14 protein-coding genes are annotated in these 15,151 nt (G+C 73.2%); 6 read left to right on the plus strand and 8 right to left on the minus strand.

What is annotated here, in order from left to right; genetic code table 11:
- The first annotated feature begins 231 nt into the window (after nt 1-231).
- Nucleotides 232-933 carry a TetR/AcrR family transcriptional regulator gene (locus ACGFN2_RS09110; protein WP_393359028.1) on the plus strand — a complete coding sequence of 234 codons (702 nt, stop codon included), beginning with the start codon at nt 232-234 and terminating at the stop codon, nt 931-933.
- 109 nt (nt 934-1,042) lie between these two features.
- Here ACGFN2_RS09110 and ACGFN2_RS09115 read toward each other — a convergent pair whose 3' ends face one another.
- Nucleotides 1,043-3,013 carry a sulfatase gene (locus ACGFN2_RS09115; protein ID WP_393358731.1) on the minus strand — a complete coding sequence of 657 codons (1,971 nt, stop codon included), beginning with the start codon at nt 3,011-3,013 and terminating at the stop codon, nt 1,043-1,045.
- Nucleotides 3,014-3,169: 156 nt separating this feature from the next.
- On the opposite strand from ACGFN2_RS09115, the gene ACGFN2_RS09120 reads away from it, so the two are divergent.
- A complete protein-coding gene (locus ACGFN2_RS09120; protein WP_393358733.1) occupies nt 3,170-4,072 on the plus strand; it encodes a phosphorothioated DNA-binding restriction endonuclease in 903 nt (300 codons plus the stop codon).
- Between the two features lie 46 nt (nt 4,073-4,118).
- On the opposite strand, the gene ACGFN2_RS09125 is transcribed toward ACGFN2_RS09120, so the two are convergent.
- On the minus strand, nt 4,119-4,673 hold the full coding sequence (locus ACGFN2_RS09125) for a hypothetical protein (protein WP_362612598.1): 555 nt from the start codon (nt 4,671-4,673) through the stop codon (nt 4,119-4,121).
- Between the two features lie 262 nt (nt 4,674-4,935).
- Between ACGFN2_RS09125 and ACGFN2_RS09130 the strand changes: the two genes are divergently transcribed.
- The gene (locus ACGFN2_RS09130; RefSeq protein ID WP_393358736.1) at nt 4,936-6,339 is read left to right on the plus strand and encodes a sensor histidine kinase; all 1,404 of its coding nucleotides are present in this window, start codon (nt 4,936-4,938) and stop codon (nt 6,337-6,339) included.
- Nucleotides 6,336-6,977, plus strand: coding sequence for a response regulator transcription factor (locus ACGFN2_RS09135; protein ID WP_362612602.1), 642 nt, complete (start codon nt 6,336-6,338; stop codon nt 6,975-6,977). Before ACGFN2_RS09130 ends, ACGFN2_RS09135 begins: the two co-directional genes overlap by 4 nt.
- 32 nt (nt 6,978-7,009) lie before the next feature.
- On the opposite strand, the gene ACGFN2_RS09140 is transcribed toward ACGFN2_RS09135, so the two are convergent.
- Nucleotides 7,010-7,582: a class I SAM-dependent methyltransferase gene (locus ACGFN2_RS09140; protein WP_362612603.1), complete on the minus strand. Its 573-nt coding sequence runs from the start codon at nt 7,580-7,582 to the stop codon at nt 7,010-7,012.
- 25 nt (nt 7,583-7,607) lie between these two features.
- Here ACGFN2_RS09140 and ACGFN2_RS09145 point away from each other — a divergent pair, with 25 nt between their 5' ends.
- Nucleotides 7,608-8,450, plus strand: coding sequence for an AraC family transcriptional regulator (locus ACGFN2_RS09145; protein ID WP_393358739.1), 843 nt, complete (start codon nt 7,608-7,610; stop codon nt 8,448-8,450).
- A 40-nt stretch (nt 8,451-8,490) separates the two neighbouring features.
- On the opposite strand, the gene ACGFN2_RS09150 is transcribed toward ACGFN2_RS09145, so the two are convergent.
- The 3 genes from ACGFN2_RS09150 to ACGFN2_RS09160 form a co-directional block, all read right to left on the minus strand.
- Entirely contained in the window at nt 8,491-9,720 is a 1,230-nt protein-coding gene (locus ACGFN2_RS09150) for a DUF2786 domain-containing protein (RefSeq protein ID WP_393359030.1), read from the minus strand.
- Nucleotides 9,721-9,831: 111 nt separating this feature from the next.
- Nucleotides 9,832-11,097: an Ig-like domain-containing protein gene (locus tag ACGFN2_RS09155; RefSeq protein WP_362612609.1), complete on the minus strand. Its 1,266-nt coding sequence runs from the start codon at nt 11,095-11,097 to the stop codon at nt 9,832-9,834.
- A gap of 310 nt (nt 11,098-11,407) precedes the next feature.
- A complete protein-coding gene (locus ACGFN2_RS09160; protein ID WP_362612612.1) occupies nt 11,408-11,695 on the minus strand; it encodes a hypothetical protein in 288 nt (95 codons plus the stop codon).
- 160 nt (nt 11,696-11,855) lie between these two features.
- On the opposite strand from ACGFN2_RS09160, the gene ACGFN2_RS09165 reads away from it, so the two are divergent.
- A complete protein-coding gene (locus ACGFN2_RS09165; protein ID WP_393358742.1) occupies nt 11,856-12,236 on the plus strand; it encodes a hypothetical protein in 381 nt (126 codons plus the stop codon).
- A gap of 27 nt (nt 12,237-12,263) precedes the next feature.
- Here the strand turns inward: ACGFN2_RS09165 and hutH are convergent, their stop codons facing one another.
- Nucleotides 12,264-13,808: a histidine ammonia-lyase gene (gene hutH / locus ACGFN2_RS09170; protein ID WP_393358744.1), complete on the minus strand. Its 1,545-nt coding sequence runs from the start codon at nt 13,806-13,808 to the stop codon at nt 12,264-12,266.
- Nucleotides 13,809-13,915: 107 nt separating this feature from the next.
- Nucleotides 13,916-15,112 (minus strand): diguanylate cyclase domain-containing protein, encoded by a 1,197-nt coding sequence (locus ACGFN2_RS09175; protein ID WP_362612619.1) that lies wholly within the window; start codon nt 15,110-15,112, stop codon nt 13,916-13,918.
- Nucleotides 15,113-15,151: the final 39 nt, after the last annotated feature.

Raw genomic sequence — 15,151 nt, forward strand, 5'->3', positions numbered from 1 at the left:
GCGTCGCGCACGGTCAGCTCCCCCTGCGGTCAAGGTCGTTGGCGAGAGGAGGGTAGCGACCGGGACCCGGACCCGGCCTCCGTGCTCCTCGGCAGGCGGGCGTCCGGCAGGCGGGTCCCGGCGTCCCGTTCGGCTCGTCTCCGGTGCGCGGGGCGGGGGTGATTGGATGGCCGCCAGGAGTGAGGAGAGGTTGCCGTGCCCCGTACAGGCTCGTCCGGACGCAGTGCCGGTGTGGACCCCGAGCGGCTCTGGTCGCGGGCGGAGCGCCCGCGGCGGGGGCGGCCGCCGGCGCACAGCCGTGCCGAGATCACCGAGGCGGCCGTCGCCCTCGCCGACGCCGAGGGGCTCGGGGCGGTCACCATGCGCGCGGTCGCGGGCCGGGTCGGGGCCGGAACGATGTCGCTCTACAGCTATGTCCCCAACAAGGAGACGCTGCTGGAGCTGATGATCGACCAGGTGAGCGGCGATCACCGGCTGCCGGCGGAGCCGTCCGGCGACTGGCGGGCCGACCTGCGGCAGTTCGCCCAGGAGCAGCGCGTGATCATGCGGCGCCATCCGTGGCTGCCCGGCGCGCTCTCGGCCCGGCAGACGTTCGGCCCGAACGCGCTCGCCGCCCTGGAGTACGCGCTCGCCGTCCTCGCGCCCGTCGACCTGGAGGCCGCGGCCCGGCTGGAGACCTTCAGCCTGCTCACCGGGTTCGTGTCCAGCCATGTCTCCTATGAACTCGCCCAGGAACGGGCGGTCGAGGCCGGTGCCCGCGCCTCCGGCGAGCTGTTGGAGGCGCAGGACCGCTACCTCCGGTCCGTCGCCGCCGAGGGCCGGTATCCCCATCTCGCGCGGGCGCTGGCGGTGCCGAGCCATGACTCGGCACCGCAGGCCGTGTTCGACCGCCTTCTCGACCGGATGATCGACGGGCTGACGGCGGGGGTCTGACCGCCCGTACGGCACGGCTCCCGCCGGTCCGTACGGCACGGCTCTCGCCGGTCGGTACGGCACCGCTTTCCCCGGCCCGTACGGTCTCCCCCACCGGCCGCCCGGCCCGTCAATGTGACGGCCCGGACGGCTTCGAGGCGCCCGGCCGGGGCCCGTAGGCGGTGAGGAAGCGGTCGCGGAAGGTGTCCATGCGCCAGACCGGGGTCTTCGGGCCGGGCTTCAGACCCTTCTGCCAGCCCCAGCCGGAGATGCGGTCGAGCACGGCGGGGTCGTGGGCGACGAGCGCGACCGGTACGTCCCGGCTCGCGTGCTCGCCGGTGACGGTGGGGACGGGCTGGTGGTCGCCGAGGAAGACGAGCACGGTGTTCTTGTTGCCGTACTTCTCCATGTACGAGATGAGGCTGTGCAGCGAGTACTGGATGGCGCGGCGGTACTCGGTGCGCACCTTCGCCGGGTCCTTCCACACCTCCTTGGGGTCCTTACCGGCCTTCTTGATGCCGTGGTAGACGGAGCCGTCGCCGAGTTCGTCCCAGCCGATCATCTTGGGGATGGGCGCCCAGGGGTTGTGGCTGGAGACGAGGATGATCTCCGACATCAGCGGCTTGTCGTGCCGCTTGCCGTGCTCCAGGCGTTCAAAGGCCGACAGGCTGTACTGGTCGGGCACCCGTGACCAGCTGAACTGCGGGCCCTTGTAGCCGAGATGGTGGGTGTCGTAGACGTGGTCGAGGCCGTAGAACCTGCCCTCGGGCCAGGAGCGGGTGACGCCCGGCATGATGCCGGCCGTCCGCCAGGCGCCGGAGCGCTTGAAGGCGTCGGTGAGGGGCATGCGGTCGCTGGAGGTGACGGTGCGGTAGCGCTGCTGGTTGCTGATCCACAGGCCGGACAGGAAGGTGGAGTGGGCCAGCCAGCTGCCGCCGCCCGCCGTGGGCGAAGTGAGCCAGCCGCTGCGCGAGTCGAACCCGGCCTTCCGCAGCCGCTTGGTCCCGTCCTTGAGCACCGAGTCGACCTGCGAGGCCATCGCCGGGTCCTCGATCGCGCTGCGGCCGTAGCTCTCGATGAAGGTGAAGAGGACGTCCTTGCCGCGCAGCCCGGTCAGCAGCTGGTCGGGCGGGGTGTCGCGGAAGGCGTCGACGCGCGCCTGCTTGGCGAACACCCGCTGGTCGGTCAGGCTCGCCCGCAGCCGCTGGGCGCTGTCCTGGAAGAGGTCGGCCGTGTTGGTGGAGGCGACCGGGACGCCGGCGAGCTGCACGCCGAGCGCCGCGCAGGTGATCCAGACGGTGCCGAGCACGAGGGTGGTACGGGTCGCCACGGCGCTGTGCCGGACCATCAGGCGGCTGAGCCGGACGACCGCCAGCGTCATGAAGGCGAGCAGGGCGAGCACGAGGACCACGACACCGATCACGGCACCGAGCGCGCCCGCCTGGCCTATCGAGTCCCTGAGGAACGACTCGGCGTCCTCGAACAGGACCCAGTCGAGGACCGGGTCGAAGGGGCGGGCGAGCACCGAGTAGAAGCCCATGTCCAGGCAGTTCAGCAGGGTCCGCAGGCCGAGGACCACGCCGGCGGCCACCGCCGCCACCCGCCGCGCCCTCGGCGGCAGGAGCAGCAGCAGGGCCGCACCGAAGATCCCCTCCACGGGGATGCGCAGGAACTCACCGGGGGTGAGGCGGCCGAGCTGGTTCGGCAGCAGGAGCGCGGCGAGCACCAGGACGGCGGCCAGCACGGTGACCGTCCGGCCCATCGCCCGGGCGAGGGCCGGGTGCCGGTCCCGCCGGCGGTCACCCGCCACGGCGGCCTCCGTGTCCTCTTCCTCGGCTCCGGCCACGGCCTCGTTCGCGGCTTCGTTCGCAGCCGCGTCCTCGTCCGGGGTCTCGTCCGGGGTCTCGTCCGGGGTCACGTCCGGGGTCACGGTCTCGTCCGCGGCCTCGTCCGGGGTCACGGCCCCGTCCGGAGCTGGGACTTGAGGCGAGTCATCAGCATCGGTGGCGGCGTCGGTGGCGGCATCGGTGGCAGCGTCGGCGTCGGGTTCGGTGGGCTTCTGCGTGTGCGGCGGCTGGCTGAGGCGCGTGTCGTGCGGCAACCCGAAGGTCCTTCCGTGCGGGGCCCGGTGGTGGCAGGACGGACCGGAACCGGGGATTCAGGCCGCCGTTATCTGTACGTCCGGCCCACAGCCGCCGTTCAATCATCGAGGTCCCGCTTCGGCCCGGGTGCACGGCCCGCCCTACAGTCGCCTGTCATGGAGTGGATCGAGCGGGTGGGAAACCTGCGTCAGTGGACGCACAACGGGACACGCGCACCGCACAAACCCCTCTTGCTGCTCTACGCGCTGGGGCGGTTCCAGCGGCGGCCCGACGACGCGATGCGCTACTCGGACATCGAGCGTGATCTGCACGAACTGCTGCAGGACTACGGCCCGGCGCACCGGACGTCGCCCGCCTACCCCTTCCACCATCTCGTCAGTGACGGCGTCTGGGAGGTACGCACCGATACCGGGGAGACCAGTCCGGGTACCGGGGTGCGGGTGCTGCGGGAGAGCGGTGCGCGGGGGCAGCTGGTCCCGGGCCTGCGGGCGGCGCTGTCCACGGAACCGGCGCTGCTCGGGCGGCTCGCACAGCTGCTGCTGGACAGCCACTTCCCGCCCTCGATCCACCCGGACATCACGGCAGCCGTCGGACTCGACCTGGAACCGGCGGAGGCGGCACCCCGCGCCGCCGGACCGGCGCCCGGGCGGCGGCGCGCCGCCGAGCTGCGCCGTCAGGTGCTGGTGGCCTACGAGTACCGCTGCGCCTTCTGCGGGTTCGACGGGTCGATCGGGCGGGTGCCGGTCGGGCTGGAGGCCGCCCATGTCCAGTGGTGGGCCTTCCAGGGGCCGGACGACCTGGCCAACTGTCTGTGCCTGTGCTCGCTGCATCACAAGCTGTTCGACCGGGGTGTGCTCGGCCTGGACGCCGGGCGGCGGATCGCGGTGTCCCGGGAGTTCGTGGGCCACGGCACCGCGGCCCGTACGCAGGTGCTCGCCCTCACCGGGCGGCCGCTGACCGGGCCCCAGAGCGGATGTGCCCGGGTCGCCCCCAAGCACATCCGCTGGCATACGGCGCAGGTGTTCCGCGGCGAGGCGCGGGTGGCCGGGCCGGCCTGACCGGACCGGGCGGACCCGGACCGGCGGCGCCGCTGCCCCGCGGCCCTCAGACCGTGGCCGGCCGCTCCCCCGCGGGGGCCGGTTCCACGGACGCACGGCGGATGCGGCGGCGCTTGGCGACCAGTACCGCGGTGCGGGTGAGGACCATGGCAAGTGACATGAAGACAAAGGCGTTCGCGTAGACGTCCGGGCCGCTCAGTTCGTTCTCGATGCTGAAACGGATCAGGCCCTCGGCGAACCAGTGCTCGGCACCGTAGGCGAAAAGGACCCGGGCACTGGAGAGGACGATCCAGACGAGGGCGTAGCCGAATCCGCCGGTGGTGTAGATCTGCCCGTCGGCGCCGCGGTGGGCGGGGAGCAGGGCGCCCGCGACCAGTCCGCAGATCACTCCCACGCCGACCCCGATGAGCTGGAAGGACGGGGCGTTTCCCGAGGTCGGGAAGGAATGCACGAAGAGCGCGATGATGACGGCGACCGCGAGTACGGAACGCAGCATCCGCATATTCGTGACCCGGCGGCGGCCCAGGTCGGTCGCCAGGATGAGGGTGAGAATGCTGGCGCTGGCGATCAGCGCGAGAGCGAACTGACTGAGGTTGTTCATGGAATTCCGGGGCCTTTCCGCAATGCCGCGAGGTCTTCTGCTCCAGCGGATTCCGGGATATTCGTGCATCGCTCCGGACCGCCGTCAACGACGTTATGGCGGGGCCTTGTTGCCGGGGTACGACCGGCCGGTGGATTCGCTGTCCACCGGCCGGTGGACACCACGGCGGACGGGGTGCGGCAGGGTGATAGGACTGGGGCGCGGCGGCACGGGGCGCCCGCGCCCCGGTGCGGGGCCGTTCGGATGCGGGGAGAGGGACACGGTGACGCGTGAGGCGCGGCGCGCGCCCGAGACACGGATGCGCTGGTTCGGGCTGTGGGACAGCTACTTCGTGATCTGCTATCTGGTCACCACGGGGCTGGTGTTCACCTCCGCCGTGCCGCAGACCGGGCGGCTGATCGCGATCGGGGCGCTGACCGTGATCGTGCCCTGGTACGCGGGGGTCGGGCGGCCGTTGATGCTCCGTGAGGGGCGCGACCGGCGGAACTCCGGCTTCGCGGCAGGGCTGTTCGCGCTGTTCGGCATCGCCACCGCGGTCGATCTGACCAGCGCGTTCGCCCTGTTCGCGATCGTGCCGATGCTGATGATGAGCCTGGACACCCGGCCGGCCGTCGTGGCGGGCGTGCTCGGAAACCTCGTCCCCGTGACGCTGCTGTGGCTGCGGGGCGGCGCCACGGCCCCGCTCGTGCTGTTCGTGCTGCCGGCGTCGCTGCTCGGGATCGCGCTGTCCGTGCTCCTCGGGCTGTGGATCAAGAGGGTGGTACGGCAGAACAAGGAGCACGCCGAACTCATCGAGGAGCTGCGGCAGAACCGCGCGCAGGTGGCCCGGCTGTCGCACCAGGCCGGCATCGCCGCCGAGCGCGAGCGGCTCGCGCGGGAGATCCACGACACCCTGGCGCAGAGCCTGACCGGCATCATCAGCCTGGTGCAGGCCGCCGACGCGGAGGTGGCGGACGCCCCCGCCGCCGCCCGCAAGCACCTCGCGCTGGTCGGGCGGATGGCCGAGGAGAGCCTGGCGGAGGCCCGTGCCTTTGTCGCCGACCGGACGCCCGCCCCGCTGCGGGAGAGTTCCCTGGCGCAGGCGCTGCGCCGGCAGGCGGACGGGCTGGCCGCGCAGACCGGGCTGCTGGCGCGGTTCGCCGTCGAGGGGGACGAGCGTCCGCTGCCGATGGCGGTCAGCGTCGTTCTGCTGCGGGCCGCGCAGGAGGCCGGCACCAATGTGCGCAAGCACGCCGGTGCCCGTGCGGTGGATCTGGTGCTGCGGTACGGCGCGGGGCAGGTCGGGATCGTCGTCACCGATGACGGCGACGGGTTCGACACGACGGCGGCGGGGACGGGGACGCCGGGCGGTGCGGCGCACGGCGGCCGGGACGAGGCCCCCGGCCGGGACGGGCCCGGCGGCGGTGCCGAGGACAGTGGGTTCGGGCTGCGCGGGATGGCGGCCCGGGTGGCGGAGATCGGTGGGGCGATGCGGGTGGTGAGCACACCGGGAGCGGGCACCACGGTCGAGGTGAAGGTGCCCCTGGACGGATCGGCGGAACGGCCGGCCGGGCCGCCGGCGCCGCGGCCCGGAGCGTCGGAACACCGGACGGCGGCGACAGCGGCGACAGCCACGGGCACATTCACGGGCACAGCCCCGGCGAGGGATGAGGAGCGTTGCGGGTGACGGGCGTTGAGGACACGGCGGCGGTACGGGTGCTGCTCGCGGACGACCATCCCGTCGTCCGCGAGGGCCTGTGCGCCATGCTCGAATCCGACCCGGGCATCGCGGTCGTCGGGCAGGCGGGCTCCGGCGAGGAGGCCGTGACCCTCGCGGAACGGCTCACACCGGATCTGGTGCTGCTCGATCTGCGGATGGGCGGGATGGACGGGGTGGCCGCCACCGGGCACATCCTGCGGCGGTCGCCGCGCACCCGGGTCGTCATCGTCACCACCTACGAGGACGACGCCGACATCCTGCGCGCCGTGGAGGCGGGCGCGGCGGGCTATCTGCTCAAGGGCAGTTCCCGGGCGGAGCTGATCGACGCGGTGCACGGTGCGGCGCGCGGGGCCACCGTGCTGACCCCTTCGCTGGCGCCCAAGCTGTTCCGGGCGCGGGCGGTGGAGGCGCCGCTGCTGTCGGTCCGGGAGTGCGAGGTGCTGCGGCTGGTCAGCCAGGGGCTCACCAACGCCGAGATCGGCCGGGAGCTGTTCATCGGTGAGGCCACGGTCAAGACGCATCTCCTGCGGGCGTTCAAGAAGCTGGAGGTGTCGGACCGGACCGCGGCCGTGATCACGGCGCTGGAGCGCGGTCTGCTGGCGTAGGACGTATCCGCGAAGTCCCGTCCCCCGCCCGCTCAGGGACGCACGGCACGGAAGCGGAAGTAGTCCTTCCGGAGGCTGATGCCGGGGGTGTGGAAGCCGGCCGCGCGCAGCCGGTCCGGGAGGGTCTCGGGCGGCACCGGGACGTAGGTGTCCTTCAGGTGGATGAGGCGGAAGCCCCAGCTCGCCCGGCCGTCGCAGCCCGCGAAGACACCGCCCGGCCGCAGTACCCGGAACGCCTCGGCGAACAGCTCGTCCTGCTGCCGGGGCGACGGCACATGATGCAGCATCGTGAAGCAGACGACGGTGTCGAAACCGCCGTCCGGCAAGGGCATCGCACAGCCGTCGCCGTGCACGACCGCGACCCGGTCGCCGTACTCCGCGCGCAGCCGCTCCGCCGACCCGCCGTCGACCTCCAGGACGCTCAGCCGGCTGCCGTCCCGGCCCGCCAGCACCCGCGTGGTGGCGCCGTAGCCGGGCCCGATCTCCAGGGTCTCGGCGCCCAGTTGTACGTCGTCGAGCGCCCAGGGCAGCAGGTCCGTGGCGACCGCGCGGGCCCACATCCGGGAGTTGCACAACCACTGGTGATAGCGATTCATGGAGGTCATGCGGCGAGCGTAGGGAGCGGCCGCGGTGACCACCACGCGACAGGGGGACATGTTGTATCGCGGAACGGACAGCGGGCAGCGGCCGGACGGCGGGGCGGAGCCGGACGGGCGGGAGGGGGAGGTCGCGCCGCCGGGGCCGCCCGCCGGGGCGGCGGTCGTCGTCGGGAGCTTCGCGATGAGCCGGGGGCAGTGGTTCGCCCGCCATCGCCATGAGCACCATCAACTGGCCTGGGCACGGCGGGGAGTTCTGGCCGTACGGGCCACCGGCACCACCTGGGTGCTGCCGCCGGCCATGGCGCTGTGGATTCCGGCCGGCACGGCGCACGCCACCGGCGCCCCGGGCCAGGCGCTGTTCCGGAGCCTGTACTTCCTGCCGGACCGCTGCCCGGTGACCTGGTCGGCGCCCACCGTCGTGGGCGTCTCACCGCTGCTGCGCGAGCTGATCTCGTATCTATCGGACAGCGCGCTGGACCCGGCGCCGCGCGAACGGGCCGAGGCGGTGGTCCTCGACCAGCTGCGGCCGGTGTCGGTGGCCACGGTCCAGGCGCCGATGCCGCACGACCCCCGGGCGCGCCGGGTCGCGGAGGCGCTGCGCGCCGACCCCTCGGACGGGCGGACGCTGGCGGAGTGGGGTCCCCGGGTGGGCGCGAGCGGCCGGACGCTGGCGCGGGCGTTCGTGGCGGACACCGGGATGCCGTACGGGCAGTGGCGCACCCGCGTCCGGCTGCAGGCGGCGATGCCGCTGCTGGCGGGCGGCGCCACGGTGGCGGCGGTGGCGGCGCGGGTGGGCTATGCCTCCCCGAGCGCCTTCGTCGCGGCCTTCCGGCGGGCGGTCGGGGTGCCACCGGGGGCGTACTTCGCGCCCTGAGCGCGCAGGGCGCGCGGCGTTCCGGCCGTCGTCCGCGCGCTCACCCCTCCCCCAGCCGGGCCCGGTCGGCCGCCGCTCTGCCCTGGTGCCAGCCGTCGGCGTCGCGGATGCCGCGGAGGCGGACCGGGGCGGTGTCCGGGAAGAGGGCGCCGGTGGTGTGCTCGACGGCGCGGGCGCGGGCGGCGAGGACCGGGAGGAGGCCGGGGGCCGTGGGGGCGGACTCGGCGGTGGCGGCGGCCGTGGCGGTGGCGGTGGCCGCCGCGAGCCGGTCGCGGATGCGGTCGGCGTAGGCGACGAGGAAGGTCTGCCGGAAGTCCCGGGTGCGGCGGGAGCGGCCGCGGGTGACGGGGACGCCGCCCTGCTCCTTGAGCGTGTGGTGGCGGGCGTCGCCCGCGCGGCTCATCGCGGTGGTGGCCTGGAGCAGCAGCGAGGTGTAGAGCATTTCGGCCGCCTCCAGGTCGGGGGCGAAGCCGACGAGGGTGGAGAAGCCGACGTCGGCGGCCCAGACGGCCTGGCAGCGGTTGGCGGCCGCGACCGCGTCGAGCAGCAGCGCCTTGGCCTGTTCGTAGGGGCCCTCGATGCCGATCCGGACCGCCGACGGGCCGTCGGTCCCGCCCTCGGGGCCGTCGAGCAGCGCCTCGTCGATGCTGTGCCGGGCCATCAGCTCCTGCGCCTTGGCGGACAGCGCCTCGGCCTCCTCGGCGTAGTCGGTCGCCTCGGCCTTGGCGAGCAGACCGCGGATTCGCCCGAGGGCACGTGTCGCGGCGGCGTCCGCCGGGCCGCTCCGGCCGCCGGGCGCCGGCAGGGCGGGCAGCGGGGTGATGCGGGGCAGCCGGGCGAGCAGCCGCAGCGCCGCCAGCACGTCGTAGGCAGTCTCGAAGCGGGTGGCGCGGCGGCGCCCGGCCAGGGCGTCGAGGTAGCCGGTGTCGGCGGGCCACCAGACCTCGGCGCCGAGCTGCCGCAGCTGCTCGGACCAGCGCGGGTCCGGAGCGGGGCGGCGGGCCGGCGGCCGGGCCGCCTCGGCCGCGACGGCGTCGACGACCAGCGCCACGAGGGCGGCGCCGGAGGCCTCCCGCCGGACGATCCGCACCAGGTCGGCGGGGTGCCAGCCGCCCGCCCAGCACTGCCGTACGCCCGCCACGGCGGCCTCGACCACCGCCGTGCTCACCGCCGCCCAGCCGGCCTCGGCCGCGGCCAGCATCGAGGCGCCCGCCTCCAGGGCGTCCTCGGCCCGCTCGCCGTCCGGCGCGTAACGGACGCTGCCGAGCACCTGCCCGACCAGTTCACCGGCCGACGGCGACGGTCCGCCGCGCCCTTTTCCTCCGCGCTCAGTCACGCGCTCACTGTACGGAGCGCCGGCCGGCCCCGTTCCGGCCGGCCGTCACCGCACCGCGCTGCCGGCCACCCACTGCGACCAGTCCATGTTCCAGCCGTTCAGGCCGTTGTCCGGCTTGACGCTCTGGTCCGGGGAGTTGATGACGTCGACCACGTCACCGGTCTGCGAGTGGTCGAAGAACCAGGCGCCGTCCGTCTTGGCGTCCTTGGCACCCTTGGCGTCCTCCAGGCCGATGCAGCCGTGGCTGGTGTTGTTCTTGCCGAAGATGCCCTTGCCCCAGTAGTTGCCGTGGATGAAGGTGCCGGAACTCGTCAGGCGCATGGCGTGCGGCACGTCGGGGATGTCGTACTCGCCCTTGCCGTTGTGCTTCTTGAAGCCGACCGTCGAGCCGTTCATCCGGGTCTGCTTGAACCGCTCGGAGATGACCATCTTGCCGTTGTAGGTGGCGTTCTCGTCGCTGCCGGCGGAGATCGGGATGGTCTTCACGGTCCGGCCGTCCCGCACCACGGTCATCTCGTGCGCCTTGGTGTCGACGGTGCTGATCTGCGCATGGCCGACCCGGAAGCTGACGGTCTTGTTCTGGATGCCCTTGACGCCCGGCGAGGCCTCGACGCCGTCCAGGCCGAGCTCCATGGTGACCTCGGAGTTCGCCTTCCAGTAGTCCTGCGGGCGGAAGTCCAGCCGCTTGTCGTTGAACCAGTGGCCGACGACCTGCTGGCCGCTGCTCGACGAGACGGTGATCGCGGACTCGACCTCGGCCTTGTTCTCGACCGGCTTGTCGAAGTTGATCGATACCGGCATGCCCACCCCGACGGTCGAGCCGTCCTCGGGCGTGAAGTTCCCGATGAAGCTGTTCGCCGGGGCGACGGTGGTGAAACTGGAGTTCTCCACCGCCGTGCGGCCCCGGGAGTCCTCCGCGTGCGCGGTGACCTTGTACTTCGTCGAGCGACTCAGGGGCTGGTCCGGCTTCCAGGAACTGCCGTCGCCGGAGAGCGTGCCCTCGACGGTCTTCTTGGTCTCGACCGAGGTCATGGTGACGTCGGTGAGCGTTCCGTCGCTGACCGTGACGCGCGCGTCACTGTTGAGGCCGGCGTCGGTGGCGCCGTCCTCCGGGAGGATCGTGATCCGGGCGTCGGAGGCGTCCTTGGCGGCCGCCTCGTCCACCTGCCGGCTGTTCTCGTGCCGGTCGGCGCCGGCGCCGTCATCACCTCGGTCAGCCGCGACACTGCCGCCACACGCCGACAGCGTGAGTACGCCCCCGAGCAGCGCGGCGCTGGCTATAAGGCCCTTCCGGCGCTTGCTGTCCGTCATCACACGTATCTCCATTGCTACCGATTTCGCACGCTTCCCGCACGATTCCCCGAGTGAGCAGCCAACTGAACGCCGGCTCATCTGGACGCTGGTATTCCGACCGACGCCATAGGAACGCCTTTTCCGTTTCGCCCGTTCCATGCCTCCACGAAGTGTGGGGAAGGCCACTTATGCCATGGGAACGGGCAAATGGTGATCACTCGGCACCGGCGCCCGGCGGCCCGGCCCGACTGCCCGGCGCCCCGGCAACGCACGCGGCCCCCGTACGGCGCGGAGCCGTACGGGGGCCGTGACCCCTCAGGAATGCCGGTCAGCCCTCCCCGTCGGCGTCGTCCGCGAGATCCCACTCCGCCGCGTCCCACTCGGCGTCCGGGTCGTAGTCGGTCAGCTCCTCGCTGCTCCAGGAGGCCTGTGCGAGTTCGGCGCCCGGCACCTTGGTGACGAGGTCGAACGGGTCGATCAGATGGGCCAGCGCCTCCGCCGGGTCCTCCCGGACCGTCTCCAGCGACTGTCTGCGCTCCTCGTCGGGCAGCGCGGGGTCCCCTTCGATGTGGCCGACGGCGGCGCCGGTCAGCCGGGCGGCGTCGGTGACCTCCATGATCAATTCCACATGAAGGCGCACAAAACGTGATGTCTCACCATTGCTCATAGCACGGAGGTTAGGCATGGACGGGTCCCGACTTCCCCGCGACCCGCGGCGGTCATTAACATCTGCGGTCAACGGCCAATTCGCCGCACCCACAAGGGGGATCGCTTCCGTGCCCGCACGACGACCACTGCTGACCGCCGCGGCCGCGGGATCGGTGCTGTTCGCCCTGTGGTTCGTGCCCTCCGCCAACGCCACAGCGGGTGCTGACGGTGCGTCGGGCCCGGCACTGCGGATGGCGTCCGCACCGGCCGGACCGGACCCGGACGGTCGTACGGCTGTCGGGGTGCGGGACACCGGCGGCGGGTCGGCGGCGGCCACCTCGCACACCGGCACAGCGGACGCCGGCGGACACCCCGGCGCCCCGCACTTCCTCGCCGACACCGGCAGCCCGGACACCACGCCGTATGTGATCGCCGGCGCCGCCTGTCTCGCGTTCGGCGCCGGCCTGGTCAGCTACTCCGTCCGCCGCACCCGCGACGAGACCTGCTGACGGACCCCGGACGGCGCCCGGCCGCCGTCAGTCCAGCGCGCCGGTGACCGGCTCCACGGCCGCCACCAGCTTCCCGCTCCGCACGAACGCGTACGCGCTCTCCAGGTCCGGTGCCAGGAAGCGGTCCCCGCCCGGCCCCTGGATGCCGGCCTCGCGCACCGCGTCCAGTACGGCGCGGGTGGCGGGCGCCGGCGTCAGGCCCTCACGCATCTCGACGGCCCGGGTCGCCGCATACAGCTCGACGGCGATGATCCGGGCCAGGTTGTCGACCGCGGTACGCAGCTTGCGCGCCGCCGACCAGCCCATCGAGACATGGTCCTCCTGCATCGCGGAGGACGGGATGGAGTCCACCGACGCCGGAGCGGCCAGCCGCTTCAGCTCGCTGACCAGCGCGGCCTGGGTGTACTGCGCGATCATCAGCCCGGAGTCGACACCCGGGTCACCGGCCAGGAAGGCGGGCAGCCCGTGCGAACGGTTCTTGTCCAGCAGCCGGTCCGTGCGGCGCTCCGCGATGGAACCGAGGTCGGCCGCGGCGATGGCCAGGAAGTCCAGGACGTAGGCGACCGGCGCACCGTGGAAGTTGCCGTTGGACTCGACCCGGCCGTCCGGCAGCACCACCGGGTTGTCGACCGCGGCGGCCAGTTCCCGCTCCGCGACGCGCCGGGCGTGGTCGAGGGTGTCCCGGCCGGCGCCGGCCACCTGCGGGGCGCAGCGGACCGAGTAGGCGTCCTGGACGCGCGGGGCGTCGTCCTGGTGGTGGCCGGTGAGTTCCGAACCCGCCAGCACCTTGGCCATGTTGGCGGCCGAGGCGGCCTGCCCGGGGTGCGGGCGGATGGCGTGCAGCTCGGGCGCGAGGACCTTGTCCGTGCCGAGCAGCGCCTCCAGGGAGAGCGCGGCGGTGATGTCCGCCGAGGTGAACAGCCGGGCGAGGTCGGCGCAGGCCATCACGAGCATGCCGAGCATGCCGTCGGTGCCGTTGAGGAGCGCCAGGCCCTCCTTCTCGCGCAGTTCGACGGGCTCGATGCCGTGCGCGGCCAGCAGCTCGGCGGCCGGGCGGACCACCCCGTCGGGGCCCTCCGCGTCGCCCTCCCCCATCAGCGCCAGGGCGCAGTGCGAGAGCGGCGCGAGGTCGCCGGAACAGCCGAGCGAGCCGTATTCGTGGACGACGGGGGTGATGCCGGCGTTGAGCAGGGCGGCCATCGTCTCGACGACGAGCGGACGGACGCCGGTGTGCCCGGAGGCCAGCGTCTTGAGGCGCAGGAACATCAGCGCGCGGACGACCTCCCGCTCGACCCGCGGGCCCATCCCGGCCGCGTGGGAACGCACGATGTTGCGCTGGAGCTGGACCCGCAGCTCGGGGCTGATGTGGCGGACGGCGAGGGCACCGAAGCCGGTGGAGACGCCGTAGACGGGGTCGGGCTTGGCGGCGAGTTCGTCGATGAAGGCGCGGGAGGCGGCGACGGCCGCGAGGGCTTCCCCGGACAGCTCGATCCGGGCCGCGCCGCGAGCCACCGCGATGACGTCCTGTGCGGTCGTGCCGGACGTCCCCAGCACCACAGTGTGCATATCCATATTCAGGAACCCTAGAGACTGAATCGCCGGATGTCACCACCGGATTTCGCGATCACCCCTTACCCGGGAGTCCGCCGCCGGCCGGTGTAGCGCACGGGCAGACCGCCTCACCTCCGGAAGCGCCGGCGCTCCGGCCCCGACCGCCGGTCCGGGGCGTCCGCGAGCCGGACGACCGGGTCGTCCTTGCCGCCGTGCCGCCCGGCGATCACCGGCTCACCCGACCGCGCCGCCTTGGCCTTGTACTGTGCGGCGTCCGCGAGCCGGAACAGCCGGCGGGCGCTGCGCACCGGCCCGATCGGATCACCGGTCGAGGCGACCCCGACCGCGACCCCCTCACCGAGGTCCAGCTCCCCCGCCCGGTCGCACAGTTCACCGGCCACCTTGACCACCTCGTCGGCCGGCGGCCCCACCGCCAGCAGACAGAACTCGTCCCCGCCGAGCCGGGCGGCGAGGGTGCCCGGCAGCATCGCACCGCACAGCGACAGCACCGAGCCGAAGCGCTCCAGCAGCCGGTCGCCGACCGCGTGGCCGCGCGAGTCGTTCACCCGCTTCAGCCCGTTCAGGTCACACACCACCAGGCTGACCACCACCTCGTCCCGGCGGTGCAGCTCCAGCGCCTCGTCCAGCCGCATGTCGACGGCCCGGCGGTTGGCCAGACCGGTCAGGGAGTCCGTGAAGGCCAGCCGGCGGGCCTCCGCCAGCCGCTCGGTCTGCGCGATCCCGGCGGCGGTCACCGCGGCGAGCACGCTCGCGAAGTCGGCGTCCGCCCGGCCGAACACCGGCTCCCCCGTCCGGCGCGCGACATACAGCTCACCCCAGGCCCGCCCGTGCAGCACGATCGGCGCCACCACACAGCAGCCCCGGCCGCGGCGGCGCAGCGCGGCCATCCGCTGGCGGTTGCCGCCACCGCCGCCGGCCGGGCCCTCGTCCAGCGGCCCGGTCACCGGACCGCCGAACGGCCCCTCGGCGGTCTCCACCCAGGCGCTGGGCTCACCGCCGCCCGCCCACTGCTCGTGCAGGAAGCCGACGATCTCCGGGAACTCATGGACGGGGTAGCTCTCGTCGTCCGGGAACTCCTCCTCGCCCTCGGCGAGTTCACCCGTGTTGACCAGCACCCGCAGCTTTCCCAGCTCGCGCTCCCATTTCGAGATCGCCGCGAAGGAGCCGTTCAGGGCCTGACGCACGCCCAGCGCCGCGGCATGCGCCGATTCGCGCGGTGTGTGCGCGGCCGCCATCGCCTGCGCCAGCTCCACCACGGCCCGCAGCCGCGTATCGCCCTCGCCCGTCACCGGAGGCCCTCGCATTCCGTCACCGTGAGCACGCTCTGTATTACAGCGTAGGAA

This window comes from Streptomyces sp. NPDC048612, from assembly GCF_043199295.1.
GTDB lineage: Bacteria > Actinomycetota > Actinomycetes > Streptomycetales > Streptomycetaceae > Streptomyces.

Bases quoted from the DNA above. Each gene is read 5' to 3' on its own strand.
- ACGFN2_RS09125 (WP_362612598.1), bottom strand. From the start codon at position 4,673: ATGAACAACCTCAGTCAGTTCGCTCTCGCGCTGATCGCCAGCGCCAGC.
- hutH (WP_393358744.1), bottom strand. From the start codon at position 13,808: ATGGATATGCACACTGTGGTGCTGGGGACGTCCGGCACGACCGCACAG.
- ACGFN2_RS09155 (WP_362612609.1), bottom strand. From the start codon at position 11,097: ATGACGGACAGCAAGCGCCGGAAGGGCCTTATAGCCAGCGCCGCGCTG.
- ACGFN2_RS09160 (WP_362612612.1), bottom strand. From the start codon at position 11,695: ATGGAGGTCACCGACGCCGCCCGGCTGACCGGCGCCGCCGTCGGCCAC.
- ACGFN2_RS09120 (WP_393358733.1), top strand. From the start codon at position 3,170: ATGGAGTGGATCGAGCGGGTGGGAAACCTGCGTCAGTGGACGCACAAC.
- ACGFN2_RS09140 (WP_362612603.1), bottom strand. From the start codon at position 7,582: ATGACCTCCATGAATCGCTATCACCAGTGGTTGTGCAACTCCCGGATG.
- ACGFN2_RS09175 (WP_362612619.1), bottom strand. From the start codon at position 15,112: ATGCGAGGGCCTCCGGTGACGGGCGAGGGCGATACGCGGCTGCGGGCC.